At 50.8% G+C, this 14,196-nt stretch carries 8 protein-coding genes and 1 other RNA gene; 4 read left to right on the top strand and 5 right to left on the bottom strand.

Annotated elements, in window-relative coordinates; translation table 11 throughout:
• The first annotated feature begins 88 nt into the window (after window positions 1–88).
• From B0I18_RS18340 to B0I18_RS18330, 3 genes are read left to right on the top strand one after another with little or no spacing between them, the layout of a single operon-like run.
• Entirely contained in the window at window positions 89–838 is a 750-nt protein-coding gene (locus B0I18_RS18340) for a lysophospholipid acyltransferase family protein (protein WP_106524206.1), read from the top strand.
• A gap of 33 nt (window positions 839–871) precedes the next feature.
• Window positions 872–1,651: a Rossmann-like and DUF2520 domain-containing protein gene (locus tag B0I18_RS18335; protein WP_106524205.1), complete on the top strand. Its 780-nt coding sequence runs from the start codon at window positions 872–874 to the stop codon at window positions 1,649–1,651.
• 21 nt (window positions 1,652–1,672) lie between these two features.
• Entirely contained in the window at window positions 1,673–2,170 is a 498-nt protein-coding gene (locus B0I18_RS18330; RefSeq protein WP_106524204.1) for a KdsC family phosphatase, read from the top strand.
• A 60-nt stretch (window positions 2,171–2,230) separates the two neighbouring features.
• On the opposite strand, the gene B0I18_RS18325 is transcribed toward B0I18_RS18330, so the two are convergent.
• The 5 genes from B0I18_RS18325 to B0I18_RS18305 form a co-directional block, all read right to left on the bottom strand.
• Entirely contained in the window at window positions 2,231–3,001 is a 771-nt protein-coding gene (locus tag B0I18_RS18325) for a DUF3307 domain-containing protein (RefSeq protein ID WP_106524203.1), read from the bottom strand.
• Window positions 2,998–3,624, bottom strand: a complete 627-nt coding sequence (locus B0I18_RS18320; RefSeq protein ID WP_106524202.1) for a transcriptional regulator — start codon at window positions 3,622–3,624, stop codon at window positions 2,998–3,000. Before B0I18_RS18320 ends, B0I18_RS18325 begins: the two co-directional genes overlap by 4 nt.
• A 100-nt stretch (window positions 3,625–3,724) precedes the next feature.
• Window positions 3,725–4,088: RNase P RNA component class A (gene rnpB / locus B0I18_RS18315), an RNA gene on the bottom strand.
• Between the two features lie 772 nt (window positions 4,089–4,860).
• The gene (locus tag B0I18_RS18310) at window positions 4,861–7,146 is read right to left on the bottom strand and encodes a T9SS type A sorting domain-containing protein (RefSeq protein WP_106524201.1); all 2,286 of its coding nucleotides are present in this window, start codon (window positions 7,144–7,146) and stop codon (window positions 4,861–4,863) included.
• A gap of 402 nt (window positions 7,147–7,548) precedes the next feature.
• On the bottom strand, window positions 7,549–10,314 hold the full coding sequence (locus B0I18_RS18305) for a 2-oxoglutarate dehydrogenase E1 component (RefSeq protein ID WP_106524200.1): 2,766 nt from the start codon (window positions 10,312–10,314) through the stop codon (window positions 7,549–7,551).
• 336 nt (window positions 10,315–10,650) lie between these two features.
• Between B0I18_RS18305 and B0I18_RS18300 the strand changes: the two genes are divergently transcribed.
• Window positions 10,651–14,124: a hypothetical protein gene (locus B0I18_RS18300; protein WP_146146801.1), complete on the top strand. Its 3,474-nt coding sequence runs from the start codon at window positions 10,651–10,653 to the stop codon at window positions 14,122–14,124.
• The last annotated feature ends 72 nt before the right edge of the window (window positions 14,125–14,196 follow it).

Raw genomic sequence — 14,196 nt, 5'->3', positions numbered from 1 at the left:
GCGCCCGGGGCAACCGGCTGAAACAGACGTATACAATAAAAATGACGCTGTATTGACAATAGCTTGTTACCTTTGAGCCTCTTTTCCAATGAACATTATTAAAAGAACGCTGGGACACTGTTACTTTTTTGCAGGCATGCTCTTTTTTGTAGCTACCATGCTCATCGTTATTATTCCCGCAAGTATTGCCCTGTTGTTCCCCGAACCCAGGAGAGCTAAGATTATCCATCCGACTTATAGAATATGGATGAGTGTGTTCCTGCCGCTGGTAGGCTGTCCTGTATTGCGTAAAGGCCGGCGCAAATTTGTAAAGGGTCAGAATTATGTCGTGGTGGTCAACCACAATTCCTTGGTCGATATCCCGGTGTCTACGCCCTGGATACCCGGGCCCAACAAGACCCTCGCCAAAGTGGAAATGGCTAAGACACCGCTTTTCGGTGTTATTTATAAAGCAGGCTCCATCCTGGTAAAACGCGACGATGATACCAGCCGTCGCGAGAGTTTTACGCAGATGCAGCAAACCCTTAAACAGGGATTGCACCTCTGCCTGTATCCCGAAGGTACCCGCAATAAGAGCGATAAACCCTTATTGCCTTTTTATGACGGCGCTTTTATTGCCGCAATCCGCGCGCAGAAGCCGATAATGCCGGCGGTAATTTTCGGCACGAAAGACATATTGCCCAACAAGCCCAAATTCTGGGCGAGGCCCAAAGCCATCCACTATCATTTCCTGGATCCTATACCCACGGCGGGACTGTCGATGAGCGACCGTCATGCACTTAAAGACAAGGTATACCAGATTATGGAAGATTACCTGTTGCAACATGCCAGATCTTAATTACCCCGTTCCATTAATTTATTTGTCACGCATATGCGTATTGTTTTTTTAGGTTCCGGTAATATTGCCCATTTTTTTGCCCCGGTACTGAGCCGGAAAGGGCATGATATCGTCCAGGTATACAGCCGTACGCTTACGCATGCCTCCAGCCTGGCTGCACTTACGGGCTCGGCCGTTACCGACGACCTTACCGCGATCGACCCGGATGCAGATGTTTATATCCTCGCGATCAAAGACGATGCTTTGGCGGAAGTAGCCGCGCAGCTTAGTTTCGAAGGCAAAACAGTGATCCATTGCGCCGGCGCCGTATCGCTCGATGTACTGCAGCAGGTATCTGCAAACAGGGCCGTTATATGGGCGCTCTATTCGGTGCGTAAGCATAACCTGCCAGAGCGCGGCGATGTGCCGCTGATCGTGGAAGGCAGCAATGAGCAAGCCCTGGATATGGCGTACCGTATCGCTTCCGACATATCGGACCGGGTATTGAAAACCGACTATACCCACCGGCAAATGCTGCACCTCAACGCCGTATTCGTCAATAATTTTACCAATCACCTGCTTACCATCGCACAGAAGATCTGCGAACAACATCAATTACCCTTCGATATACTGCAACCGATTATCCGGCAGACCCTGGAACAAACCGAAAAGATATTGCCATCGGAAAGCCAGACAGGGCCGGCCATACGGCATGATGAAGCGACCATTGCCAAACACCTGGAACTACTGGCTGCCTATCCCGGCTGGCAGGAGGTATATGCCTGCATCAGCCGGTCCATACAGGATACTGTTGGCGTCAAAAAAGCGGTATAACCTTATAGCATAACCTACTCCATGAATATACTCGACCTTTTCAATCCCATTAAAGTATTCGTATTTGATATCGACGGCGTACTTACCGATGGCATGCTGCATGTGCAGGAAAGCGGCGAATTGTTGCGCCGTATGAATATTAAAGACGGCTATGCCCTGCAGCTGGCGGTTAAAAAAGGATATAAAGTCTGGGTTATATCCGGCGGCAATTCCACGGCAGTGCGCCAGCGGCTCGAAAAACTCGGCGTAAAGGAAGTGCATATTGCTGTAAAGGATAAAGTAAGGCTGCTGGAGTCCCTGGCCCTGGCCGCAGCTGTTGCGCCCGAACAAATGTTGTATATGGGCGACGATATGCCCGATGTGGCAGCGATGTCCTACTGCGGATTACGGACCTGTCCTGCCGATGCCGTAGGCGAGATCAGGCAGATCGCGCATTACATTTCCCCCCTGGCGGGCGGCGCAGGCTGCGTACGCGATGTAATCGAAAAGGTGATGAAGATCAACGGGCACTGGGAATAACCCTAACCGGGCGGGTTGCTTACCGCAGCCGTTTACGCTATCAATAATTGTATTGCTCCGCTACGGGATGGCCGACACGATCAGCCCGGTAAGGATTGCTATGCCAAAGCTTACCAGGGTGCCGATAAGGATATACTCGGTAAGTTTACGGTCTTTGGCCTCCTTGAGATCGCTGAAGCGGAATACCGACTTGGCTGCAATCAGGAAGCCCACCGCTTCCCAATGGTGGATCAGGATAAAGGTGAGGATGAACAGGCGTTCGAGGATGCCGATATATTTGCCGGCTTCCTGCAGGGAGCGGGGTCTTGCGGTTTCGGGTTCGGTGGAGAAAGTGCTGAACGTTTCCGGCGTTTGCCTGCTGCCCGCCGATTGTACATCTTTATCGGGTTGCCACCGGGAAATGATCATACGGATGACCAGGGCTGCAGGCGTAGTGATAAAAACATAAGCCGTAAGCAGGGCCAGGTTGCGCTCGGTATACAGCAAGACCAGCAGGGCGGGGGCGCCGGGTTCGTAAAAATACCATACCGCCCCGATGCAAAGCAGGTGCGCCAGCTGATCAATAAAGAACCAGGTGCGGCGCGTGGCCTGGCGCTGTGCATATAACTTAACGATATCGATTATAAAATGAAGAGCGCCTAACAACAAAGCCGCTTTCCAGAATGTAATATCGCCTACGATCAGTAGCACCAGCGCGGTATGCAGCAATACATGCGCATACAACTGCGGTGCTTTCAGTTTCTTCTGCTCTTTGCGCTTTACCCAGCTGTCGGGCTGCAGTACAAAGTCGCCGAGTATATGGGCCAGCAATAGTTTTACAAGCAACATCATGACGGAGCGTTAATAAACTTAAGGATCCTGGCCCGGAAATGTTCGTCCAGGGCCAGCAAATCGGTAATATTGGAACGGCTTTGTCTTTCACTAACCGAAGACTGCGATATGCCCAGCAACTGGCCGGTTTCCTGCTGGGCCAGCCCGGGGCGGCTCAGTTGCAGGTACACCAGTTCAGCTGTAGCCGTGGTCCAGTTGTCAATAGCAATCAGGGCAAAGCGGAGATACAGGTTCATTTCGGCGTCAAACTCGGGCCAGTCGCTGCGGAGCGACAAGGATACCTTCTCTTTTTTCAGTTGTTCGAGCAGTTCGCCGGAATAAACAAAGGCAGTGCCATTGGATTCGCTCACCCGCGCCGCTGTATAACTTTTATCACCGATACCGGCCGCCATCCGCACATCCAGGCCCTTCAGGCTTTTTATAGCACTCTTGAGGCGCAGCAGGGTGTATAAAGTGTCTTCGGGTTTTTCCAGTTCCAACTGGAAGCTGTCGCCGCGGTATAATTCCCAGCAACGGGGCGAAGGGCCGATGGTATCCAGGGCCTGCTTTAATACAGACAACCAGGTTTCCGGGTTTTCGGCATGTCTCGAATTGATGATATCTCCGGTAATAATGCTGATCACCTTGTAAATATCGGTTATTTTACCGATAATTCAAAGATATCGGCAAAATAACCGATTTGGTCTTGTATCGGTCTTTATGCCGATAATGTGGGAGAAGGAAAAAACTACAAACCCTGTAAGCCGGATTTTGTATTCCTGCATTGCTGCAGGACTGCTGCCATTTATCTGGGCGTTACATCGCTGCAACACTCTATCTGCCTACCCGCAAGCATCGGACGAGCAGCCCTCAATCGCTTGCCTATTGGGCATTTCATCACGCAAGGCTTGCCCTCCCATAGTGTTACCACTACAGAACGTACGCTCTTACCGTACATTTTCACCCTTACCTTTTACGGCGGTTATTTTCTGTGGCGCTATCTGTATCCCGGTTGCCCGGGATCCCACCCGTTAGGTGGTGCGTTGCTCTGTGCTGTCCGGACTTTCCTCCACTCCTGTACAGGAGCAGCGGCAGCACGGGTTTGTAGTAGCGCAAAGGTACGGTTAAGTATTGGGTTGGGGGAGTTTTGAGTTTTGAATTTTAAGTTTTAAATTTTGAATGTTGGACTGTTGAAGGGTTTGCTGTCATCCTGAGCGAAGCGAAGGATCTTATCGATTAGCTGGCTTTAATGGAGTGATTGTATTGAAGGAATGATTGTCATCCTGAGCGAAGCGAAGGATCTTATCCGTTAGCTGGCTTTAATGGAGTGATTGTATTGAAGGAATGATTGTCATCCTGAGCGCAGCAGGGTAGTTTTGAATTTTGAGTTTTGAATTTTGAGTTTTGAATGTTGGACTGTTGAAGGAATGATTGTCATCCTGAGCGCAGCAGGGTAGTTTTGAATTTTGAGTTTTAAATTTTGAGTTTTGAATGTTGGACTGTTGAAGGATTGATTGTCATCCTGAGCGAAGCGAAGGATCTCATCGGTTAGCTGGCCTTAATGGAGTGTTGCGTATCATAGCGAAGGATCTCATCGATTAGCTGGCTTCAATGGAGTGCTGCGTATCACAGTGGCTGAAAATAGCCTGTAATATAAAACAAATGCGGCCTGAGGGAAATCAGGCCGCATTTGAATATCAAGTGGCAAGTATCAAGTATCAGGTATCAGGTATCAGGTATCAGGTATCAGGTATCAGGTAGTGAGTATCTAACACCTATATCTTACATCTAAATCTCCAATATCTAATATCTAATATCTCACATCTAATATCTCACATCTCACATCCCACATCTCATATCTCACATCCCGTATCTCACACCTACTTCACAAACTTGCCCAGGTATTCCCGCTGCTCTGTTTTCAGTTGCAGGAAGTAAATACCATTGATCAGTTGTGCGGGTATTTTTATGGCCAGGTTAGTGGCAGTACGTTGCGCCTTACCGGTTGCCACGGTTTTGCCTACCACATCGTGGATGGTATAAGAAACGGGACCGGTAGTGAACAGGTCGATGTGCAACATATCCTGCACCGGGTTAGGGTACAGGCTGATTGCTGGTAATGTTTGCCGGTCGTGCAATCCCAGAGGTTCTATATACTGGAATACTTCGGACAAGGCTTCGCAGCCTTCGGCGTTGGTTACCCGTACTTTATACCTGCCGGAGTTGGGTGTGGGTATGGCAGGCACATAATACTGTAAGGTAGCTCCCGGAACATCCCAGAATACATTACTGCCGGGGATATACTCGAACATCCATTGGTAAGTGGCATAAATTGTGGTCTGGACAGAGTTGCCGGATTGGGTAATTACAGGCTGCGCCGGCGTCGGGTAAAAAAACAGGTGAACCGTATCTGAAGTAACACTGCAACCCTGGGCATTCGTGCCGGTAACGTAATAAGATCCGGGTGTATTGATGGTAGTAGCCGCAGTGGTGGCGCCGTTACTCCAGGCATAGGTACTTACATTGCCCGAGGCAGTAAGGGTAGTAGAAGGGATACAACGCGAAGTGTCGCCGGTTATACCAATAAAGGGCAGGTAACTGGTAATCTTTATGGAGAACTGCGCTGGGCAGTTTTGCGCATCGATCACGTTTACATAATATATGCCGGCGCCGGATACGCTGGTGGTATCGGTTGCGGCCCCGGTAGTCCAATGATAGCTGGTGCCTCCGGCAGGGGCAGATAAATGCACCGAAGTGCCGGGACAGAAAATAGTGTCTGCAGAAGCGCTGATTGCTCCGGTTACCGTGGAGACGCAATTAGTTTTTTCGTAACAGCCCAGGTCGACATGACTGCCCTGGATACGGGCCGTTTTATTGAGATCCATTGTTGCGGTAACAAAGCTGTCCGCGCCGAGGTCTATGGCTGGCGATGCTGCGCTAAGCTGGTAATTGTAATCATCGAAGTTAAACGGTGAAGTACCTGCGGCAGCAGGCGCTACGAACAGGGGATCGAAGTCGAAATTGCCGGGGATAGCGGTATTATTCTGGATAATATTGCGTCGTACATAGGCGGCGTTATTGCCCTGTATGTTCAGGGAAACCTGCATAGCGCCCGGGGTATTGCCCACGGTATCTATATTGTTCCACACAATCGAATTGCGGATATAGGAGGTCGCCAATGCGTTAATGGCATAGCCATTCCCTGCTTTGTTACCGGCAACGGTGCAGTTCTGCATTTGTAAGGTGTTACAATTTATAGCACCGATGCTGTTGGCCCTGTTGCCGGCGAAAATGGAGTTGGATGTCGAGAATTGCGGCCCGGATCCTGTCCCGCCTGACCACAGGAGGTCTGTATAAACAACCCCGCCTACATCTGCCGAATTACCCGCAAAGATACACCGGTCGGCAGTGAACCCGCCGAGGCCATAATAAGCCACGCCACCGTTACCCAAAGCAGTGTTATTAAAAAAACGGCAGTCGGTTGCTGTCGCAGTTCCATAAGCATGTATAAAATTGGATCCGGACAGATAAAATACACCACCGTTACCCGTTACGTGGTTACGTTCAAAAGTACAGTTGTTGAAGCGGGTCGGACCACTGAGCGCAGCGAGCAGTACCGCGCCCTCCGTGCCCTGGTTATCGCGGAAGATACAATTGTTAAACGTGGCAGAGATCGCGGTCATACCTATTGTAAGTGCAGCAGAAAATGAAATCGCATATCTACCCGATTTCTCCAGGATAAGACCGTCGGCGAAGAGCGTGAAATAATCACCCGTGGAAAATATACGTATTAAGGAATAGGAGTTGTCCGAGTTGTCGCCGGCTACGCCGATGTCACCACTCAATATGGTAGGATTGGCGGTGATGTTGCGCTGGCTCAGTTGTGTTTCGGTACCTGCAAAACCGCCGAATACATTCTTATTTCTTAAATCAAAATAAGCACTCCTGGTGGTATCGTTCGTCGGCTTATAAGTGCCGGCTGCGATCCAGATGGTATCGGCACTGTTGGCTGCGGTAGCTTGCAGGCTGGTATAGGCATTGGTCCAGGAGGTACCGTTGTTGAGCCCGGTAGCGCCGGTTTTTACATAACAAATAGTCGCTTGGGCTTCTTCGTACTGCGCCAGGCCTAATATCGCAGCCAGGCAAAAGGTTAGTATTTTTTTCATGATTTAGGGGATGGGTGACACAAAAATAGGTAGAGGTTTATGATTCCGGTGAAAACTCGTCCGGGTAACTATATAAAATGGTTGCAAGCGTCTATAAAATCATATATAATGTGTGTTACAGGGTATAGCAAATTACGATGGTATTGCTAGGCCTGAACAACAACTACTTACAAAAATACGACAGGTATCGTTTGCCTGCAAAAAGTGATCTATAAACGGAGGGGAAAATTTGTTGAATGGTAGTATGGACATATAAACTAGCATTCCGGGTACATAGCTGTGCACCGGTTACCTGTTGTACCATGCGGTTTCGGATAGCAGGCATCGGATTTTCCCGGCCTGTTATAAAAAAAATCCCGGAACGATACCGTTCCGGGATGGGTTGTTTGTATCTTATACAGATCAGATGGCAAAGGCCTCGTCCACGAGCATAGCCTGCTCCTGTACGTGTTTGCGGGCAAACCCCGTAGCAGTAGCGGCGCTGGCCTGGCGGGTCAGGTAACCGATATTGATCTGCTCGAGGTTCATTTTCAGGAAAGAGGCTGCACCCATATTACGCGGCTCTTCCTGCACCCATAACCATTGCGCGGATTTGTACTTCTCGTGCAGGGCATTGAGTTGTTGCTGCGGCAGCGGGAAGATCTGCTCCAGGCGGATAATGGCTACATCCTCACGTTTATCGTTGATCTGTTTTTCGCTCAGGTCGAAATAGATTTTACCGGTACAAAGCAGTACGCGTTTCACTTTGGCCGGATCGGTAACATACGGATCGTCGATCACTTCTTTAAAGCCGCCGGAAGTAAACTCGGACACCGCGGAGTAGGACCGTACGTGGCGCAGGTTCGCTTTAGGCGAGAAGTTGATCATCGGTATGCGGAACGGCAATGCCAGCTGGCGGCGCAGGGCATGGAAGAAGTTCGCAGCCGTAGTGATATTGGTAATAAATACGTTGTTTTCGGCAGCCTGCTGCAGGAAGCGCTCCAGGCGCGCACTGCTGTGGTCTGGTCCGCCGCCTTCGTAACCGTGGGGCAGCAACAGCACCAGGCCGTTCTGTGTCGTCCACTTCTGCTCGGCGCTGGTAATGTACTGGTCGATCACGATCTGGGCGCCGTTTACAAAGTCGCCGTATTGTGCTTCCCAGAGTACCAGGTTATTGGGATTGGCCATGCCGTAGCCGTATTCGAAGCCGAGCACCGCATATTCGCTCAGCAGGGAATTGTAGATATAGAACTCGCCCTGGTCCTCTTTGAAATGGGCAAGACGGTTGTATTCCTTATTGGTACCCTCGTCCATCAGCGTAGCATGACGGTGGGAGAAGGTGCCGCGTTTAACGTCCTCGCCGCTCAGGCGTACATCGTGGCCTTCGGTCAGCAGGCTGCTATAGGCCAGCAATTCGCCGGTAGCCCAGTCGATCTTGCCTTCGGTTTCCAGCAGTTTGGATTTATCGGTCAGCAGCTTTTCTACCTTACGCAAAGGTTTGAAGTCTTGCGGCCATTGCATCAGTTTTGCAAACAAGGCGCGCAGGTCGGCTTCTGCAATGCCCGTATCCGGCGATTTCAGGAAGTCCTGGTTATTGGACTTGCGCAATTGCTGCCACCATTTTTCAGGTTTCTGGTAGGTATAAGGCAGGGGTTTTTGTTTTACCTCGTCGAGACGGGCCTGCAGCTCGTTCCAGAATTTCTGTTCCAAGTCTTTGGCCATCTGCTGGGCTTCCGGCTCGCCGTTTTCCAGCAGGTACTTGGTATACATTTCCCTTGGGTTCGGGTGTTTTTCGATCAGGGCATACAACTGCGGCTGGGTAAACTTAGGCTCGTCGCCTTCGTTGTGCCCGTGTTTGCGGTAACATACCATATCGATGAAGATATCTTCGTTGAACTCCTGGCGGTAGTGGATGGCGAAGATGGCTGCTTTTACCACGGCTTCGGGGTCGTCGCCGTTTACATGGAGTACCGGTGCATGCACCATGGCTGCCAGGCTGGTACAGTAGTCAGCCGAACGGGCATCTTCGAAATCGGTGGTAAAGCCGATCTGGTTATTGATCACGAAGTGTACGGTACCGCCTACTTCATAACCTTTAAGCTTGCTCATCTGCAGCAGTTCGTAGATAACGCCCTGGCCTGCTACCGCGGCATCGCCGTGGATCAGGATCGGCAGTATTTTATCATAGTCGCTATCGTAAAGCACATCGGCCTTTGCACGGGAGAAACCGGCAACGATCGGGTCTACGACTTCCAGGTGCGAAGGGTTGGGCAGTAACTGCACATTCACTTCTTTACCGGCCGGCGTCAGGATATTGCTGCTGAAGCCCAGGTGGTATTTTACGTCGCCGCTGCCCATGGTCATATCGGTGGGCATATTGCCTTCGAACTCAGAGAAGATCTGGTCGTAGGTTTTGCGCATGATATTGGTAAGCACGTTCAGGCGGCCGCGGTGGGCCATACCGATCACGACTTCCTGTACACCGCCGTCGGCTGAGGTATTGATCATGGCATCCAGTGCCGGGATCATGCTTTCGCCGCCTTCGAGACCGAAGCGTTTCTGACCGATAAATTTAGTATTGAGGAATTTCTCGAAAATAACGCCGTAGTTCAGCTTTTCGAGTATGCGCTTTTGTTCGGGCAGGGTAAACTTCTGCATCATCAGTTCTTCGAAGTGATTCTGCACCCATACATGCGCTTCCATACGGTTCATATAGGTATACTGGATACCGATATTGCCGGCATAGATCTTTTTCAGTTTGGCCAGGATATCGTTCAGGCTTGCTTTACCGAGACCGATAAAATCGCCGGCATAAAATTCCTGGTTCAGGTCGGCATCGCTCAGTCCGAATTCGGACAGTTCGAGATGCGGGTTACGGTCTTTACGGGGACGGATGGGATTGGTCGTAGCTATCAGGTGTGCGCGCTTGCGGTAAGCTTTGATCAGTTCAAATACGGCAAATTCCTTACGCAGGTCGGCCGGGGCCTTAACGGTAGCGCCGAAGGCAACAGGGGCGGGTTCCACTACTTTGCCGTTGCCATTGCTGCCGGCTTTGCTGGCGGCGAAATCAAAACCTTCGAAAAACTTTTTGAGTTCGGGATCAACCGTTGCAGGATTTTTCAAATAGTCGTTGTAGATCGACTCTATGTAAGCTGGATGCGAGTTGGTGATATACGAAAAATCTTCCATTCCGTTTAAGTAAAAAACTATTGATTAAAATATAACAGATGCTGTTTGAATGCCGGAAATCAAAGATTTGCCGGACAGCGTACAAAGTTAACGTAAATGCCTGCACAATCACAATCGAAAAAGGTAATTTGATATATTTTTATGGCTTTTATGGCCACAGGCCAGGGTTCGCAGGCTTTATGCCTGAAAATTATTATATCTCTGCATATCCGGCCGGCCCCCTGCTTTTGGCCGGAAGCCGGCGCCATTAGGAATATTTTCCTGTTTTTCCCGTTAATATTGCAGCTGTTTTACTTGTACTACAGAATTATATATCGGATTCTTATTGCAGCATGTTTGTTACTTTGCGCCTATACAGGCCGCTCGCAGGGTAAGGACAACATGCTGTTGCCTTCCAATATCCGTAACCGGAGCCTGGTTGCGGGCAAAGGCGACTCGCTGCTGGTCGATACCTTGTCGATAGCGGCAGGCAGCCTCAGCATCCGTAATGTACCCGATTCGTTGTATACCTTTTACCCCGAAAAAGCCTTGCTGGTATGGAAAAAGAACCGGCCGGCCCTCGATACGCTTTACCTGCGGTACCGGGTACTGCCTTTTTCGTTTACCAATAAACGAAGTCATAAAAGGGGCAATCTCGTAGATTCGAATATCGGGTTCCCGGTATACACCTATACCCTGGGCGATAGCTTCAGCCGGGGTTTCGTTAATTTCAACAGCATCGACTACAACGGTTCCTATGGCCGTAGTCTTACCATCGGCAACAGCCAGGATGTATCGCTCAACTCCAACCTGAACCTGCAGCTGAACGGTTATATCCTGGACAGTGTGCGTATCGAAGCCGCCATTACCGACAATAACGTACCCGTGCAGCCCGATGGCAATACCCAGCGGTTGCAGGAGTTCGACCGCATCTATATCACCTTCGAAAAAGGAAAACATAAACTCACCGCGGGCGATTACAACCTCGACCGGCCCAACAGTTATTTTATCAACTTCAACAAAAGGGTACAGGGGCTGATGTACCAGACTGAGTTCCCCATTGGCGGCAATGTAAAAAACAAGCTGGGCCTGAGCGGTTCTATCGCCAAGGGACAGTTTGCCCGTAACATTTTCCAGGGTTCGGAGGGCAACCAGGGGCCTTATAAACTTACCGGTAATAACGGCGAGCAGTTCTTTATCGTGCTGGCCGGAACCGAAAAAGTGTATATCGACGGCCTGCTGCTGGAACGCGGCGAGGACCGGGATTACGTGATCAATTACAATACCGCCGAGGTTACCTTTATGCCGCGGCAACTGATTACCAAAGACAAGCGTATACAGGTGGAGTTCGAATACCAGGACCGCAACTACCTCAATACCCTGATCTATGTCTACGACGAATTGCAGGTAGGTAAAAAGTGGAATTTCCGGTTTAACGGTTATTCCAACCAGGATGCCAAGAACCAGCCTTATACCCAATCGCTGAACGGCGACCAGAAACGTTTCCTGGCAGGCATCGGCGACAATATCGACCAGGCTTTTTACCGGGTCATTACCGAAGATACCTTCTCTGCCAGCAAGATCTTGTACAAGCTCGTGGATACTACGGTAAACGGTGTTTTATATGATTCGGTATTTGTTTACTCCACCAACAAAGACAGTGCACGCTACGCACTCAGTTTCTCTTTTGTGGGCGAAGGCAAGGGCAACTATATCATTTCGGGTACCAATACCAATGGCCGCTCCTACAGCTGGATCGCGCCGCTAAACGGGGTGCCCGTTGGCAGTTACGAACCCGTAGTATTGCTGATTACCCCCAAAAAACAACAGCTTTTTACCCTGGGTACTACCTACCAGGTCGACTCGCTGAAAAAAGTAACCGTGGAACTGGCGGCCAGCAATTATGCGCCCAACTTGTTTTCCGATCTCGATAAGGACAAACACTGGGGCTTTTCGGGCAGGGCGCAGTACGACGAGCGCCGGTACTTCGGCAAAAAGGACTCCGCGCAACGCCAAAGCCTGAGCTGGAGCAACCAACTGTCGTACGAGCTGGTGCAAAGCCGCTTTAAGGCCATAGCCCCTTACCGGAATGTGGAGTTTGCCAGGGACTGGAACCTGGGCACCGATGTGATACCGGAAGATGAGCACCTGGTGACCTATGCCACCGAACTGAAGCAGGAAAAGCTGGGCAGCGTTAAATACAACCTGACCTGGTACCAGCGCGGGGCCGATTACAAGGCCAACCGTAATATCGTATCGTTGTTGTACGAACGCAACAATGTAAAGGGCGGCGCTACCTTTAACCTGATGAACGCCAGTTCCTCCCTGCAGAAAAGCGCGTATTTCCGGCCCTCGGTCTTCCTCGAAAAAACGATGCCGAAAGTGCTTTACCTGACCCTGGGCGCACGGTACGAACAGGAGCACAATGCCATACGGGATGCCCTTACCAATAACCTGGCCCTGTCTTCTTATGCATTCGACATCCTGACCTTTTACGCCCGTACCCGCGAAGACCGGAAAACCAGGCTGGAACTGAATTACGTGATCCGTAAGGACGATGTGGTGGTGGGCGATCATTTCGAACAGCAAAACAAAGGCCATACGATCGATGCCAAATTAGGGTTTTACCAGATCAAGAACCACCAGATCATGTTTACCGGCGCCTATCGCAAACTGATGGCCAACAACCTGCCGGTACAGGGCCCCGAGGGGGGCGAAAGCGTATTGGGCCGGCTGGAATACAACGGTAATATCCGCAAAGGCTTCCTGGTGCCTTCCCTGTTGTTCGAAGTGGGCTCGGGCCAGGAGCAGAAAAGGGAATACACCTATGTAGAGGTGCCCACCGGGCAGGGCGTGTATATGTGGATCGATTATAACGGCGATGGCGTACAGCAGGCCAACGAATTTGAACTGGCGCTGTATCCCGATCAGCGTAAATACATCCGCATTGTTACCCCTACGAACGCGTATATAAAAGTCAATTACGTGATCCTGAACTATGCCCTGCAATTCAGCCCGGAGCAGCTGTGGGCGCGTAAAAGAGACCGTAAAGGCTGGCAAAAGCTGCTGGGCCGCTTTTCCGACCAGCTCTCGCTGCAGATCAACAACCGGGCGCTGGCCAATGCCGGCCTCCAGTCGTTCAACCCCTTTACCAGGAGTATAAACGATACCTCGGTTATCGCCAGCCTGACCACCATCAGCAACACCTTTTTCTTTAACCGCAGCAGCGCGGTATGGGGTATGGATTATACGTTTTCGCATAATGCAGGCAAGTCGTTGCTGACCTACGGCCTGGAAGGCAACGACCAGCAGCGGCATGTGGGCAAGCTGCGCTGGACCTTTGTACGCAGCCTTACCGGCAACCTGCAGGCCCAGACCGGCAGCCGGGGCTATCGCTCGGCGCTCAACGACGGCCGCACGTATAAAGTAGCCATCAACAGCCTGGAACCTTCGCTCACCTGGCTGTTGCAATCGGCGCTGCGCCTGTCGCTCAGCTACAAACTGGACGATCGCCGCAATAATGCGCTTTATGGCAGCGAAAAGGCCGTGATCCAGTCGCTGGGCCTCGAGTCGCGGCTCAGCTTTGCCGCTTCAGGCACGGTACAGGCCCGGGCTACTTATGCCAATATCCGCTACGATGGCGCTCCCAATACGCCGCTGTCTTTTGTAATGCTCGACGCCCTGCAGCAGGGCACCAACTGGCTTTGGTACCTCAACTGGGAACGGCGGTTGAGCAAGGGCATAGAGATATCGCTCGAATATGAAGGCCGTAAGCCGGGCGATAACCCGGTGGTACATACCGGCAGGATGAGCATCAGGGCCATATTATAAGCGCCCGGAGCGGTGGCAGGGCAGGGTATGAAGTATTATTTGTTAAAAATATTTATATCAGATATTACCGGC

The organism is Taibaiella chishuiensis, assembly GCF_003014535.1.
In the GTDB taxonomy this organism is placed as follows: Bacteria; Bacteroidota; Bacteroidia; order Chitinophagales; family Chitinophagaceae; genus Taibaiella; species Taibaiella chishuiensis.
The sequence above is the reverse complement of the archived record's forward strand: the minus strand, read 5'-3'. Positions and strand labels throughout refer to the sequence as shown.